Below are 15982 nucleotides of genomic sequence, written 5' to 3' on the forward strand. Positions count from 1 at the left end.
AGTTTTGAGAATTGTATTAAAACAGCTCATTATTACTTTCAAATGGTTTTTTTACCGTTTTTATAAACTTTTTAATATAACTAGGATTAAAATTTGGTTAAGTTATATTTCAGTTTGTTCTTGTTTAATTAATTTTAACACCTTGAACCCATTGTAGCTAAATTCAAATTATTTCTTAACTAACCAACAAAATTTATGAGAAAAGCATTACTGAGCTTATTCTTCGGATTGGTTATTACTGCTTCCGCATTTGCGCAGAGTCGCACAGTGCAAGGAAGGGTAGTTTCTACCGAAGAACCAGAGGGACTCATTGGAGTCAATGTACTGGTGAAAGGAACCACTGTTGGGGTGGTAACTGATCTAGATGGGAACTATATTTTGCAAGTTCCAGACGGGGCCACAACTTTGGTCTTCAGTTATATCGGATACCTAACCAAAGAAGAGGTTATCGGAAACCGATCTACAATTGATGTAACGTTAAATCCAGATGCTCAAAATCTGGAAGAAGTAGTGATCACTGCTTATGGTGGAACAGTGGACAAAGGAAACTTTACCGGTTCTGCTATTGCTTTGAAAGCTGATAAAATCGCTAACAGACCTATCAACAACGTAGTAAATGCCATTGAAGGACAAGCTCCAGGTGTTATTACTACTTCAGCTTCTGGTCAGCCGGGTTCTACTCCAGCTGTTAGAATCAGAGGTGTAGGTTCTGTTAACTCATCTTCGTCTCCTCTTTATGTGGTGGATGGTGTTCCTTATGATGGAGACCTTTCCAACTTGAACCCAGAGGATATTGCTGACATGACCATTTTGAAAGATGCTTCTTCATCTGCTCTTTATGGTTCTAGAGCTGCAAACGGTGTGATCATGATCACCACCAAAACTGGTAAGAAAAATCAGCCAACTTTCAACTTGAGAGTACAGCAAGGTGTTTCTGGAAGAGCGCTTCCAGAATATGACCGTGTAAATGCTGATGAGTATTATCCATTGGTTTGGGAATCATTGAAAAACAGCCGAATCGGAAATGGCGAATCTGCTACTGACGCAGCACAATACGCGTCTGATAACTTGATCAATGTTTTGAGATACAATATCTACAATGTGCCAGATGATCAAATCGTAGGTACTAATGGATTATTGAATCCAAACGCTGTCAACAATTTCCAAGGTTTGGATTGGTTTGACGAATTGGAAAGAATGGGTGATAGAAAAGAATACAACATCACTTATTCTGGTGGATCAGATAGAACAGACTTTTATACCTCTTTCAACTATTTGAATGAAAAAGGTTTCGTAATCAAGTCTGACATTGAAAGATTCACTGGACGTTTGAACGTGAATACTCAAGCAACCAAGTGGTTGAAGACAGGTATCAACCTTTCTGCTACTATGAGTGAAGGAAATAATGCAAGAGATGGCGGTAGCTCCAGTTATGTAAACCCATTCTTCTTTGCAAGAAATATTGGTCCAATCTATCCTGTCTATGCACAAAACATGATGACTGGTGGATACATCTTGGATGAATTTGGAGATAAAATCTTCGATACAGGTAACCTTTCTGAATTAGGCCTTCCAAGTAGAGGTGCTGATGGTTCAGCAGGTAGACATGTGGTTCAAGAGACACTTTTGAATATCGATAGATTTGACAGAGATGTGATTTCTTCTAGAGCTTATGTAGAGGCTACTTTCTTGAAGAACTTCAACTTCAGAACAAATATCTCTACTGATATGACTTCTCTTTTGGATATCGGATATGATAACCAAATCGTAGGTGATGGAGCTCCCGCTGGTAGAACAAGAAGAGGCAATATCAGAACTAATTCTTTGACCTTTAACCAATTGCTTTCTTACTCTAATACTTTCAGAGAGAAGCACTTTGTAGAGGCATTATTTGGTCACGAAAATTATGATTTGCAAATCAACCGTCAGAATATCTCTAAGCAAGATCAGATTCTTGCAGGAAACATCGAGCCTGACAACTTTGTAACAACTAACTCAGCAACAGGTAGATTGGATAGAGATAGAATCGAATCTTATTTCTCTAGACTGAACTATGTATATGATGACAAGTATTCTTTCTCTGCTTCTTGGAGAACAGATGGGTCTTCTAGATTCTTCGAAGATGTTAGATGGGGTACTTTCTATTCTGTAGGTGCGGCTTGGACAATTGACAGAGAGAATTTCTTCAATTCAGCATTCTTCCAATTATTGAAGCTTAGAGTTTCTTATGGTGAAGTTGGTAACAACAACGTAAGTGGATTCTATCCTTGGCAAGCACTTTATGACTTAGGCTTTAACAATGCATCTGAGCCAGGTATTCTTCAGGCTTCTTTGGCAGCTAGAGATCTACAGTGGGAGTCTAACAATACTTTTGACATAGGTGTTGACTTCGCTTTTTTGAACAGATTCTCAGGTACTATTGAATATTTCAACAGAAGTTCTGAAAACCTATTGTTTGAAGTACCATTGTCTTTGACTACTGGTCTTTCTTCTAAGTTCCAGAACATCGGTACTATGGCTAACACTGGTATTGAATTCAATATCGCAGGTGACATCGTGAGAACTGGTGATTTCAAGTGGAACTTGGGATTAAACGTTTCTACTTTCAAAAATGAGTTCAAGAAACTTCCATTTGATGAGCAAGTTGTTGGAACCAAAAAGTATGTAGTTGGTAGATCAATCTATGATTTCTGGTTGAGAGACTGGTATGGTGTTGACCCAGAAACTGGTGATGGTCTATTCAGAGCAGATGAGTATGATGCTGCTGATGAAGATATCAGAATCGTTGGGGCAGATACTTTGACAGTAGATGCTAACAATGCAAGATATCATTTCGCAGGTAATGCAATTCCTGATTTCTTTGGTGGTATCACTAATACCTTCACATACAAAGGGTTCTCTTTGAATGTCTTGATGAGTTTCGCAGTAGGTGGAGATATCTATGATGGAATCTACGGTGGATTGATGGATTCTGGTACTGAAGGTGGTGCATTGCATAGAGATATTTTGAATAGATGGCAACAGCCAGGTGATATCACTGACGTTCCTAAAATGGACGTTTCAGGTGCTGCAGACACCAATGTTGCTTCAGACAGATGGTTGACATCTTCTTCTTACCTCAACTTGAGATCAGTGAACCTTTCTTATACACTTCCAAGAGCATTCTTGGAAAGAATCAAAGTTAAGGCTGCTACTGTATACCTAGCTGGTGAAAACCTTGGCTGGTTGTCTTCTAGAAGTGGTATGTATGTATCCGGAACATTCAGTGGTACTACTTCCAATACCTTTACTCCAGCAAGAACATTTACGCTGGGTGTTAATGTGAACCTGTAATTGAAAATGACGATGAAAAATATATTAAGTAAACTATTTATCGCAGGCGCACTATTAATCACAACTAGTTGTGCTGATGATTATTTGGATACGCTTCCTACAGACGCTGTATCAGAAGAGGCGGTTTTTACAACCACTCAAAATGCTATGACTGCCTTGAATGGTATTCATAGAATGATGTTTATCCGTTTTGATAGCCAAGGCCAACCAGCTGAGGGTGGCGTGATGATCATGCGTGAAGTAATGGGAGAAGATGTGGTCATGACTACTACTGGTAACGGCTGGTTCGTTTCAATCTCCAGATGGTTGAACCATGTCAATGAATCAAGCGGTGACGTGAGATTCGTTTGGAGATTCTATTACAAAGTGATCGGTAATGCAAATATGATTATTGCTAATATCGACAATGCAGATGGACCTCAGGCTGAAAAGGATGAAATCAAAGGTCAGGCTTTAGCTTACAGAGCTTGGGCTCATTTCAACTTAGTTCAGATGTTTGCAAAAAGATATGATGCAGGTGGAGACAACTCAGGACCTGGTGTTCCAATCGTATTGGAGCCAATCACTGAAGGTGGTCCAAGAAATTCTGTAGCTGAAGTTTATGCTCAGATCAACACAGACATCGATGCAGCAATCGGGTTATTGACTACTTCAAGAAATGCAAAGTCTCACTTGAACATTAATGTAGCTAAAGGTATTAAAGCAAGAGTTGCCTTGGTTCAGGAAAATTTCTCAGTAGCTGCACAAATGGCTAGAGAGGCAAGAGAAGGATTCTCTTTGATGAGTACTGATCAATTGTATGAAGGTTTCAACAACGTGGAGAATCCAGAGTGGATTTGGGGTAGTAAGCAAGTAGATGATCAGCAGACATTCTTTGCTTCCTTCTTTGCTTACATGTCTTTGAATTTCTCTTCTACAAACATCAGATCTAATCCAAAAGCAATCAACAGTGCGCTTTATGATATGATCCCTGATACAGATGCAAGAAAAGGCCTTTGGGATCCAAATGCATCTGATCCAGCTTTGAGAGATCCATACATTGACGAAATGACTTTGACAAGTTTCAGTAAAAGGGATTACATGAACCGTAAGTTTATTGCGCAAGGAAATGCATCTTCTGTAGGTGATGTTCCTTACATGAGAGCTGCGGAAATGTACTTGCTAGAGGCTGAAGCTTTGGTTAGATCTGGAAATGATGCTCAGGCAGCTCAGGTTCTTTTTGACTTGGTTTCTACGAGAGATTCAGGTTATACACTTTCTTCTAATACTGGAGATGCTTTGTTTGATGAGATCATGATTCAGAGAAGAATTGAACTTTGGGGTGAAGGTTTCAGATGGTATGATTTGAAGCGTTTGAATCTTCCATTGGACAGAACTGGTGCTAACCACGTAGAATCTGTAATCAATTCTAAGTTTACAGAGCCTGCAGGTTCAAATGCTTGGCAGTGGCAAATCCCAAGAGATGAGTTGAATGCTAACCCAAATATGGAGCAGAATCCATCTTAAGGATTTATCAATAAAACGAAAGCCCGAGGATTTTTCCTCGGGCTTTTTTTTGTTCATTTTGTCATCTCAGGCTTCGTAAAATTCTAATGGAAGCCCATCTGGATCAGCAATAAATGTGAATTTCTTTCCTGTAAATTCATCCACTCGAATGGGTTCGGCTTTGACCCCTTTGGATGTTAAATCCTCGACACAGGCTTCTAAATCTGCTGTGGCAAAAGCCAAATGTCTCAATCCAACTGCCTCTGGTCTAGAGGGTCTTTTGGGAGAATTGGGAAACGAAAATAATTCGATGATGTAGTTACCATTGAGCGCTAGATCCAATTTATAAGAATCTCTTTCCTCACGGTAAACTTCACGGATCACTTCCAAACCTATTACCTCTAGATAAAATTTTTTGGATTGCTCATAATCCGAGCAAATGATCGCAATATGGTGAACTCCTGCTAGTTTCATTTATCCATCAAATGCTTTTTGAGGAAATCAGCTGTAGCCTGATCCACTTTGATCATGTTTGACCATTTCATCCAATGGTGCGTATCTCCAGGGATTAAAATCGACTCATAGGGTTTATTCATTTCTTCAAATCTGCGGATCAGGTCTACCGTTTGGGATACCGCAACATTTCTATCATCATCCGCATGAATAAATAATACTGGTGATGTCCAAGTGGATAAATCTGCAATAGGAGAGGATTCCCAAGCGGTTTTTCTTGCCAAATCTAAATCAGGAGCCTGCTCATAATCGGGAGATAAATCATAGCGACCGTCCAGATCATGTACCCCATGAATATCCACTCCAACTTTAAATAATCCAGAATCTCTGGCTAGTGCCAAAGCAGTTAAATAACCTCCATAAGATCCCCCATAGATTCCAATTTTTTCTCCATTCACCTGTGGCAAGGATGCTAAAAATTCTCCTCCAGCTTTCACATCTTGGTATTCAACAGCTCCTTGGTAATAGGCCCCTGCTGGTTTGTGGAATTCATAACCATAGCCAATTCCTAATCTATAATTCACAGAAAGAACCACGAAACCTAAGTTTGCCAAATATTGGTTGATCGAATAAGTATTGGAGTAATAATCCATGTAGCTCCAGCCAAGAAGCATTTGTCTTTGCGGACCTCCATGAACAAAAACTACTCCTGGCTTTTTTGCAGCTCCACCTTCTTTTTCAAAAAGTTGCCCATAAACTGTGGTTCCATCTGGAGCGGTGAATTTGACCTGCTTTGGAATCACCAATTGATTTTGAGGGAAATCAGAAGGAATCAAATTCTCACCCAAAAGTTGGGTATTTCTTCCTTTTTTCACAGCGACAAGATGAGAGCGCTGAGCAGTAGCACTAAAATAAGCTAGCGTTTCATTACCAATCCAAACCGGGTAGGCTTCAATTCCCGAGCCAGCAGTTTCCCATGTAAGTTTCCCACCTTGGATATCTACTGTTCCAATATGTCTTCTGTCCAGATCTTCCGGTTCTGAACCTGTATTGGCTGAAAATGCCAATTTCATTCCGTCGGGGCTCTGTTTGATTTGTTCCACCATGTAATTTCCCGGTGTCAAAAGCTTTGTTTTTTTACTTGGGATATTCAGAGCATAGAGGTGCTGCCAGCCATCTTCGTAAGAAAGGTAAACCAGGTCATTGTTGCCTGAGAAAGCAAAAAATGGATACACATAAGAAGCGGCGAGCGTTTCTGGAGCTTTCCAGAGTTTTTCAGCATTTCCTTTTTCAGCATCTGCAACCCAGATTTCCCAAGCACTATGTCTTGGTTCCAATACAGGAAAAGCGGCTCCGCTTCCTCCAGGTCTTCTGATAAACGCTATTTTTTTACCATCTGGAGACCATTGGATATTTGAATCCCTGTGGAAGGAAGGAGAGATCCACTGAATTGGAGTCTTGGAATCCAAGTAAATCCCAACCATACTATGAGTGCCTCTATTCACTACGAATGCAAGCTTTTTTCCATCGGGAGAATAGTTGATTTCATTCACTGAACCCTTGATTTCAAAAAGTTGAGTTGGTTTTTCGCTTTCAGATAGGGGAGTACTCCATACCTGTCCACCTTTCAGATAAAGAAGAGAATTGTCTGGAGAGATTGAAGGGTTATCAGCCTCAACAACTGTTGTAACCTCACTTGTTTCTAAATTTATTTTCCAGATTTCGACTTTGGGGAGGATTGGGAGATTTTGGGCATTGACTGTGGAGGAAGCATTTCCTCCTCCGTGATCTCCTCCTCGGACAAATACGAGCCAATTTCCATCTGGCGAAAACTGTAGACTTGAAATTTCCTGGCCATCATCTTCATTGAAAGAAGTTAATTTTTTCGGTGTAAAGTCGGGTAACTCCGCAGTATATACATTCCGTTTTCCCTGTTCATTCATTGCCCAGGCGATCTTTTCCCCTGTTGGAGAACTCGTCAATTCCAATGGAAAAGAGAATTTTCCTACTTGCTCCATCGTAAAAGTTTGAGCAAATAGAAGTGGAGAAAATAGTAGCAAAAGGAAAGTGTAAACTATTCTGATTTTCATGGCTTGATGGCTTTTGTTGGGGTTGAATTGGAGGTCTGACTCAATAGCGGTCATGGATCAGGTAGAGAGTTTTCTCAAGTTCTTTTTTAAGATCTGAGGATGGCAATGCATAATTGTTCAAGATGCAGGAGAAGTGAAGGATTTTCCCGCTTTTTGTCAGCAAATAGCCACTTAAGGCATTTGACATGCTGAGTGTTCCGGTTTTTGCATAGATGTATGGTTCCTGCCCTGGGTCAGCTTTGTACCAGTTTCGGATCGTTCCGGATTCACCTCCTGCTGGAAAATATGCTTTGATTTTATCAAGGGGAACTTCCGCTCTGATTTTTCCTAGCAAAGCAATTATAGACCTTGGGGTGAACATATTCTTCGAAGAAAGACCCGAGCCATCGACCCATAATGGTTCATCTGGTAAATCTGCTAAAAGATTTTCCTTTGAATAGGCAATCGCATCAGGGATGTTTACGGTATTGCTCAATTGATCTGAAACCAAAGCCATTAATTGTTCCGCTAAGAAATTATCACTGATTTTCATCATTTGGGCATAAATGCTATCAGCAGGAGTGGTCAAAAGCTTTTTAGGGTCTTCGTTGAAATAATTAGCGTTTTTGATGACAGTGACCTTTTTTCCAAGTTCCTCATTTAAAAGCTGTGCAGTGAAGTCTACAGATGTTACGAAAGGAATGTCTGTTTCAAATGGATCAGAATGCGTTTCATCATCTAGCTGGTAGCTAAATAGGTTTTCGTAGCGATCTCTTCTGAATCGATAGCCATTCCAGTTTTCTGTTTTTTTAGCTTCTAAGAAGGGAGTGAATCTTTTAGGATTGATCGAAAATCTATTTTGTCCCTCATCAAGTTGGAATCGTACGATATTCCCATAAATAGGTAATGCAGAGCGCTCCGTAGAGTAATAGTAATTATACCAGTCCCAAGACCAGCCAGGTCCAAAAGCATCCAGTTGATCAAAATTATTCAATAGGTATAAGTCTTTGTTGGAGTTCTTTAAAAAGTTGAGGGCCACTTCATTCTTTAAATCTGGGTGTAAAAGCCCAGGATCTCCTGTTCCCCAAAAAATAAGCGAATCGCCTTTTTCCAAGTAGTTCAATCCATTGACTAAACTGTCTCCCAAGATCGAGTATGCAGTATAAAATGTAAAAAGCTTCGTGTTTGAGGCTGGAATGAAATATTTATCCGAATTGATGTCCACCAAAACTTTTTCGCTTTCAGGGTCCAAAAGCATAAAACCCATATGCCCCTGTCGGAGGATATCTGATTTTGTAAGTGATTTATTGATTTTTTGGACAGTGCATGAACTGATCAAGATCAGTAAGCCAAAGAGTAGTTTTTTCATGGTCGGGGTATTTCTTCACAAAAGATAAATAAAAAAAGTCTCCTACCGTAAAGTAGGAGACTTGGTATTGGTTTGGGGGATTATTGATCCCACCAGATTCTGTCAAGTAAAGTTACAGATGGAACATTGTCACCGTTTCTACTGATTTCGCTATCAGGATAAGCCAATCTTCGGATAAATTCACCGTTTAGATCTGGATTAACGTTGGCAGGAAGATTCATGTCTTTGTAAGAAAAATCAAATCTTCTGGCATCGTTAAAAGTTTCTGGATGTAAGAAAAGTGCTACATATTTCTCTTTGAAAATATCTGCCAAAGTCAATGCATCAGCTCCCATGCTGACGCTTGGTTCAGCCAAGTAAGCATCTTTTTCATCCTCAGGTACGCTGAGCATATCCATATGCGCATTGATTCCTTCCAGGTAAGCAGCATAAGCCGCTGCTTTATCCGTTTCGAATGCAGCTTCTGCTTCAATAAATTTCAATTCGGAATAAGTAGCTATCAATAATGGACTTTGTCTGGAAGTGTAATATTGGCCTTCCACCAAAGTAGATCTTGCGCCTTGTTCAGGAGCATTTCCACGTCCAGCTCCATTGACAGTTCCAATAAATTCACCATCATCAGTTGTTCCAACCATCAGTTTCAATCTCGGATCAACAGTAGGATAAGAAGTTCCATCCAAAGCTTGGATAAACTGCTCTGAAATCCATCCAGTCAACAAAAGGTTTGCATTATTAATGGCATCCTGAGCCCAAGGATTGAATCTTTGCTCGAAGAAAGTCACAGATGCGTTGTCGTCATTGGAAGTGAATCCTTGAGATGCAGCAGCCAAAACTTCAGAAGCGCTGTACCCTGAAGCTCCTTTCATGTGAATCATGTAGCGAGCCTTCAGCGTGTAAGCGAATTTCAACCAAGAATCAATATCGCCACCGTAGATAAAGTCATCATTTCCGATAGAAATAGAAGACTCTTGCTGAAGGTTAGCAATTCCTTGATCCAATAGACTCATCACATTGCCATAAAGAGCCTGATCATCATCATAAGCTGGAGTTACAGTAGAGAAGTTAAAGCTTTCTGAGAATGGAACATCTCCAAAAAGATCAACTGTCATTCCAAGATTCAAAGCCATCAAAACCTGACCAGCTCCTAAATACTGCAATGCGCCTTCTGCTTCAGCTTTTTCATTCATGGTATAGAGATCCGTCATCACATTGTAAAGACTGAACCACATACTGCTGAAGTTTAATGGCTCCATTGTATCCGAACCACTACTTGGGTTTGGAGACGCCAAGTATTGCACATAATTGCTAACAGCGCTGCCTTCCCTATAAACGTTTAAGCTTGTTTCATAGGTGATATTTGTCATCAGACCTGAAATAGGAGCGTCCTGCGGATTGTTTGGGTTTTCATTCACATCCAAATAAGACTCACAAGCCGAAGCTGTAAGTATCAGCGATGCTCCCAATACTGCTTTTATTTTATTTTTAAATTTCATCTTTCTGTTGGTTTAGTGGTTAGAGACCTAAGTTCAAAGTGAAGTAATAGCTCTGTACACCTGGGAAACCTAGCCCAGTGAAGCCGATTGCGTTTCCTCCTGCACCAGATGAGAATGACTCTGGATCAAATCCATCCCAAGGTGTTGAAAGGATGATGTTATTGGCTGCCAAAGAAAGTCTAGCTGAACGGAAAGGAGTTTTCTCCAAAACCTGAGGCTGTAAGCTGTACGCCAAAGTGATGTTTCTCAACTTGATGAAGCTTGCGTCTTTCACAAAGTTTTCAGAAACACCTCTGTAATAATTTCTCCAGTATCCTGCACCGTAATCAACTCCGTCAGGTCCAACTCCTTGGCCTAACCAAACCTCTTTGGTGTTTTGTGAGCCATCCGCTAGGACACCAGGAAATACCACTGTATCATTTCTTCTGTTAGAATCTTCTTGCTTTCCAAAAGCAGAAAGGAAGTTTCCAAACTGATCATATTGCTGTAAACCTGCTCTGAAATCAACCAAGAATGAAAGTTCAAGTCCTTTGTAAGTAAACTGATTTCTCAAGCCACCAAAGAATTTTGGAACTGCATTTCCAAGAATTATCTGGTTTCCTGTTCTAACTGGGAAGCCATTTGAACCAATTCTTTGCGTTAAACTTCTGTCTAATTCTGTTGCTCCTTCTGGCATATCAGGTCTTACATAGTAGCTTCCTGAAATATTACCATAAGCTTCTCCTTCTCTCAAAATCATGGTTACAGTTGAACCTGCATATCCAAACTGAGAACCTACTACGATTTGATCGATTCCTTCTCGGATAGCCTTCACCTCATTTTTGTTGGTTGTAAGGTTGGCAGTTACGTCCCATCTGAAATCTCCTCTTTCGATTGGAGATCCTCCTACTACAATCTCAAACCCTCTGTTTTCGATTTCACCCGCATTGGTGATGTAAGAAGAGAATCCTGTAGCATCAGAAATTGGCACTGGAATAATCTGATCAGCGGCATTGGACTTGTAATAAGTTACGTCCAAGTTTAATCTGTTATTGAAGAAGGCTAACTGCGTTCCAAATTCAACAGAAGTGGTTTGTTCTGGTTTAAGATTCGGATCACCAAAAGTTGAGTTTTTAGAGAAACCAACTTGTCCATTCAATGGGAAAACAGATGGAGATACGAAAGTTGCTCCTAAAATATGTGGGTTGGTATCCTTACCTACCTGAGCCCAAGATCCTCTCAGCTTACCGAAAGTAACCCAAGATGGAAGGTCAAAATTCTCACTGAACACATATCCCAAATTCACAGATGGATAGAAGAAAGAATTGTTGTCTTTTGGAAGGGTAGAGGAGATATCATTTCTTCCAGTAATGTTCAAGAACAGGAAGTTTTTATAATCCACCATCAAATCTCCATAGAAACCTACCAGTCTTCTAATGCTCTTTCCTTGACCACCAAATACCTGAGTAGTGTTACTTACGTTGTAGAATCCTGGAATCACGAAGTTGCTTCCGGAAAGGGAAATACGATCGTATTTTCTTTCGAACACATCATTACCAACTCTCAATTGCGTATTCCAATCGGAATTCCACTGCTTCTTCAAAGTGATGTAGAAGTTTGAGTTTAAATCCCGGCTATTGATTCTGGTTTCCTCAATAAATCCAGTTGAACTCAATGGAAGTTCTCCATCAATTCCCATTGGACCAGGAGTGATTTCTGTTCTGCTATCGCTGTAAAAATCTGTTCCAACTCTGTATGAGAACATCAACCAGTCGGTTGGACTATAATTCAAATTAATGTTACCGATGACTCTGTTTACATTGTCTTCGTAAGTAGCAAATCTTGCATCATAAATAGGGTTGGTGTTTCCATAAGTTTTCATGGTTCCATCTTCGTTGATGTAGTCAGTTACATCAGTCGTTTCTGACCAATACATCATTCTTTCCAAGAATCTGTCATGAGGAACTCTGTTACCACCAGAGTTTGAATAATTCACAGAACCTGAAAAATTGAATTTTTCACTGGCTTTTACTGTACCGGAAAGCTTTGCTGTAGTCCTGGCCCAAGTCGAGAAAGGAATGATGCCTTCTTGATCCAATCGGCCGAAAGAGCCATAGAATGTTGCTTTTTCATTACCACCAGAGATGCTGACACTGTTGTCGATTGTTTTTCCAGTATTGAAAGCATTGGTCCAGTTATCCTGATACACATAAGTAGGATCGTTCTCTTCAGCGATATTGGCACCCCAAGATGGCCAGAAGCTAGAGTCGTCTCTAACGCCGCTAAAACCTTGACCGTATTGATCTTGCAATGCTGGTTTTTTCACTAATTCATCAATACCGAATGAGCTGGACACATTTACCTGAACCTGCCCTGCTTTTCCTTTTTTAGTAGTGATAATTACTGCGCCATTCGCTGCACGAACACCGTAAAGAGCCGTAGCAGCTGCACCTTTCAGTACAGACATGGTCTCAATATCATTTGGATTGATATCTGCAATCCTATTAGTCATACCACGAGGAGTTCCTGTAGATTCAACAGTAGAGTTATCCACTGGCACACCATCTACAACGAAAAGTGGTTGGTTGTCAGCACTAGGATCTAGAGAGTTGATACCTCTGATAATGATTCTAGCTGATTGACCTGGGGCACCACCTGAGTTGGTTACTTGCACACCGGCAACCTGCCCTTGCAATGCATTGACTACGTTTGGTTGTCTGGATGTAGTAATCGCTTCAGAATCGATGCTTTGTGCTGCATAACCCAAGGATTTTTTCTCTTGCGAAATACCAAATGCAGTAACAATAAATTCATCTAGCTCAGAAGTAGATAGAGCTAGGGTTACATTTAATTCAGTAGCACTTCCTACTGTTAGACTTTGCGATTCAAATCCGATAAAAGAGAAAGTCAGTACAGATTCGCTGCTTGGTACTGAGATAGAATATTCCCCGTCAATGTTTGTGACGGTACCGTTGTTTGTTCCCTGGATGACTACGCTCACTCCGGGTAGCGCTTGTCCATCTTCTTGGGCGACGACTTTTCCTCTGACAGTTTGTTGGGCATACGTGGGTATGCTGAGCAAAAAGCCAAATACGAAAAGCAATGTTAAAGAGTAGCTTTTCTTCATTGTTTTTTGGTTTAGATTATTGAATTGGATTAGGTACTATTTATTTAAAAGATTTGCTGTTTTTTACTGTTTTTATAAAGCTTGCAAAAAGCCAATTTTGGCAGATTAAAAGGTTATTTTTATAATATACTGAAAATCAAGTTATTTGATACAGTATCAAATGATTTTCATGGATTTAAGCAATTGCAGCTTTTGTCCAAAAAACGAACATAATTGGATCGTTCGTATTTGATAATTCTTTAAATTAATGATTAATGCAATCATTTATCAAAAAAATACCTGTCTTTTTTACGAGAAATTTAACAAAAAATCAATTTTCAAATAATATTTCCTTTTGCATGTTTATGCAGTATTTAATTTTGAATTAAAGCATTATCACGAGTATCATTTGATTTTTAGCAAATAAAAAAGCCGCTTCGATTGAAGCGGCTTTTCCATGAGTGGTTGGTAGTTTTTATTTGATTACTTTTTTGATTTCGGTAACTACTTTCTTACCGTTTTCATATTTGATTTCTTTTTTGACCTCTACTTTTTCTGCCATGGTTTCGCCATGGTTTCCTTCGCTAATGTGTGGCGCAATAACAAGTGCTACGATTGACATCAATTTGATCAGAATGTTCATAGAAGGACCTGAAGTGTCTTTGAATGGATCACCCACTGTATCTCCTGTTACTGATGCCTTGTGAGGCTCAGATTTTTTGTAATACATCTCTCCATTGATCTCTACACCTTTTTCGAAAGACTTCTTGGCATTATCCCATGCGCCACCTGCATTTGATTGAAACATTCCCATCAGTACACCGGAAACTGTAACTCCCGCTAAGACTCCTCCTAAAACTTCTGGACCGAAAATAAATCCAACAATAATAGGAGTGATCAATGCAATAGCTCCTGGAGCGATCATTTCTCGGATAGAAGCTTTGGTGGAGATTTCCACGCATTTATCATATTCAGGCTTTGCCTTGTATTCCATGATCCCTGGGATTTCACGGAATTGTCTTCTTACCTCATTTACCATATCCATCGCAGCTCTACCTACCGCAGCAATAGCAAGTGAGGAGAAAATAAATGGAATCATACCTCCCACAAATAAACCAGCCAAAACATCGGCTTTATAAATGTCAATTGCGTCAATACCAGCAATTCCTACAAATGCAGCAAACAATGCCAAAGATGTCAAAGCTGCAGAAGCAATAGCAAATCCTTTACCTGTTGCAGCAGTGGTGTTACCCACAGCATCTAGAATATCGGTTCTTCCCCGAACTTCCTCAGGTAGCTGGCTCATCTCAGCAATACCGCCAGCATTATCAGCAATTGGTCCGAAAGCATCAATAGCCAACTGCATCGCTGTAGTTGCCATCATACCTGCTGCTGCGATAGCCACACCATACAAACCTGCAAATTCATATGCTCCATAAATACCACCTGCTAAAACCAAAATTGGGAGCACGGTAGATTCCATACCCACGGAAAGACCACCAATGATATTGGTTGCATGTCCTGTAGCAGATTGCTTGATGATAGACATCACAGGTCTCTTGCCCATGGCTGTATAATACTCTGTAATGATACTCATAAGAGTACCCACAATTAATCCTAAAATGATAGCGTAGAACACGTCCATGTTTGAAAAAGCATATCCTCTGATGGATAATGTCTCAGGAAGCATGTACTGCACAATAAAGAAAGATGCGATTCCAGTGAAAATAATAGAGGACCAGTTGCCCATGTTTAAGGCTTTCTGTACGTCTCCTTTTTCATCTTTAATCGTAACGAAAGCCATTCCGAGAATTGAGAAAACTATGCCTAAACCTGCAAGGATCATCGGAAGAAGAATTGGAGCGATTCCGCCAAAGGCATCTTCAGAAACGATTTCTCTACCCAAAACCATGGTTGCCAAAATGGTTGCTACATAAGAACCAAATAAATCGGCTCCCATACCGGCTACATCACCTACGTTGTCACCTACGTTGTCGGCAATTGTTGCAGGGTTTCTCACATCATCTTCTGGAATACCAGCTTCCACTTTACCTACCAAGTCAGCTCCAACATCTGCTGCTTTGGTATAAATACCACCGCCAACTCTGGCAAATAATGCGATTGATTCAGCACCTAATGAAAAGCCAGCCAAAACTTCCAGTGCTTTTTCCATTTCCACTCCATTCACTCCTGCACCCACGCTTTGTACATACAGGTGATAGAATAGGATAAATAGGGAGCCTAAGCCTAATACAGCAAGGCCTGCCACACCTAATCCCATAACGGAACCTCCGGTGAAAGAAACCTTAAGTGCTTGCTTCAAGCTGGTTCTTGCAGCTTGGGTTGTTCGAACATTCGCTTTTGTTGCGATTCGCATGCCTATGTAGCCTGCAAATGCGGAGAAAAATGCTCCGATTAAAAAGGAGACAGCAATGACAGGGCTGGACGTTTCTACCATCATTCCTGACCATCCTAAGAGGATCATGGCAATCACAGCAAAGTATCCAAGTACTTTCCATTCTGCTCTCAAAAATGCCATGGCACCATCGGCTATGTAGCCGGCGAGTTCCACCATGGTTTTATCTCCTGATTCTTGTTTTGTTACCCAGGAAGATTTTATAGCCATCACGATGAGGCCTAAAACTCCCAAAGCCGGGACCATGTAAATAAGCGCTTGTTCCATATAAATTTATTG

Annotated in this window: 8 protein-coding genes; 2 read left to right on the plus strand and 6 right to left on the minus strand. The window is 40.3% G+C overall.

All coding sequences use genetic code 11. From position 1 onward, the window contains the following. Positions 1-195: 195 nt before the first annotated feature. A complete protein-coding gene (locus tag J0A69_RS21375) occupies positions 196-3333 on the plus strand; it encodes a SusC/RagA family TonB-linked outer membrane protein (protein WP_206588669.1) in 3138 nt (1045 codons plus the stop codon). Between the two features lie 12 nt (positions 3334-3345). Next, entirely contained in the window at positions 3346-4839 is a 1494-nt protein-coding gene (locus tag J0A69_RS21380; RefSeq protein ID WP_206588670.1) for a RagB/SusD family nutrient uptake outer membrane protein, read from the plus strand. A gap of 66 nt (positions 4840-4905) precedes the next feature. Here J0A69_RS21380 and gloA2 read toward each other — a convergent pair whose 3' ends face one another. The 6 genes from gloA2 to J0A69_RS21410 form a co-directional block, all read right to left on the minus strand. Next, on the minus strand, positions 4906-5292 hold the full coding sequence (gloA2, locus tag J0A69_RS21385) for an SMU1112c/YaeR family gloxylase I-like metalloprotein (RefSeq protein WP_206588671.1): 387 nt from the start codon (positions 5290-5292) through the stop codon (positions 4906-4908). Then, positions 5289-7361 carry a S9 family peptidase gene (locus J0A69_RS21390; protein WP_206588672.1) on the minus strand — a complete coding sequence of 691 codons (2073 nt, stop codon included), beginning with the start codon at positions 7359-7361 and terminating at the stop codon, positions 5289-5291. Before J0A69_RS21390 ends, gloA2 begins: the two co-directional genes overlap by 4 nt. Positions 7362-7401: 40 nt before the next feature. Further along, on the minus strand, positions 7402-8709 hold the full coding sequence (locus tag J0A69_RS21395) for a D-alanyl-D-alanine carboxypeptidase (protein WP_206588673.1): 1308 nt from the start codon (positions 8707-8709) through the stop codon (positions 7402-7404). An 80-nt stretch (positions 8710-8789) separates the two neighbouring features. Next, on the minus strand, positions 8790-10202 hold the full coding sequence (locus tag J0A69_RS21400) for a SusD/RagB family nutrient-binding outer membrane lipoprotein (RefSeq protein ID WP_206588674.1): 1413 nt from the start codon (positions 10200-10202) through the stop codon (positions 8790-8792). A gap of 19 nt (positions 10203-10221) precedes the next feature. Next, the gene (locus J0A69_RS21405) at positions 10222-13308 is read right to left on the minus strand and encodes a SusC/RagA family TonB-linked outer membrane protein (RefSeq protein ID WP_206588675.1); all 3087 of its coding nucleotides are present in this window, start codon (positions 13306-13308) and stop codon (positions 10222-10224) included. A gap of 454 nt (positions 13309-13762) precedes the next feature. After that, a complete protein-coding gene (locus J0A69_RS21410) occupies positions 13763-15970 on the minus strand; it encodes a sodium-translocating pyrophosphatase (protein WP_206588676.1) in 2208 nt (735 codons plus the stop codon). Positions 15971-15982 lie beyond the last annotated feature (12 nt).

Source organism: Algoriphagus pacificus (assembly GCF_017254845.1).
Taxonomy (GTDB): Bacteria; Bacteroidota; Bacteroidia; order Cytophagales; family Cyclobacteriaceae; genus Algoriphagus; species Algoriphagus pacificus.

Coding starts and splice junctions, on each gene's coding strand:
- J0A69_RS21405 (WP_206588675.1), bottom strand. CDS start 13,308: ATGAAGAAAAGCTACTCTTTAACATTGCTTTTCGTATTTGGCTTTTTG.
- J0A69_RS21400 (WP_206588674.1), bottom strand. CDS start 10,202: ATGAAATTTAAAAATAAAATAAAAGCAGTATTGGGAGCATCGCTGATA.
- J0A69_RS21390 (WP_206588672.1), bottom strand. CDS start 7,361: ATGAAAATCAGAATAGTTTACACTTTCCTTTTGCTACTATTTTCTCCA.
- J0A69_RS21380 (WP_206588670.1), top strand. CDS start 3,346: ATGAAAAATATATTAAGTAAACTATTTATCGCAGGCGCACTATTAATC.
- J0A69_RS21410 (WP_206588676.1), bottom strand. CDS start 15,970: ATGGAACAAGCGCTTATTTACATGGTCCCGGCTTTGGGAGTTTTAGGC.
- J0A69_RS21375 (WP_206588669.1), top strand. CDS start 196: ATGAGAAAAGCATTACTGAGCTTATTCTTCGGATTGGTTATTACTGCT.
- gloA2 (WP_206588671.1), bottom strand. CDS start 5,292: ATGAAACTAGCAGGAGTTCACCATATTGCGATCATTTGCTCGGATTAT.
- J0A69_RS21395 (WP_206588673.1), bottom strand. CDS start 8,709: ATGAAAAAACTACTCTTTGGCTTACTGATCTTGATCAGTTCATGCACT.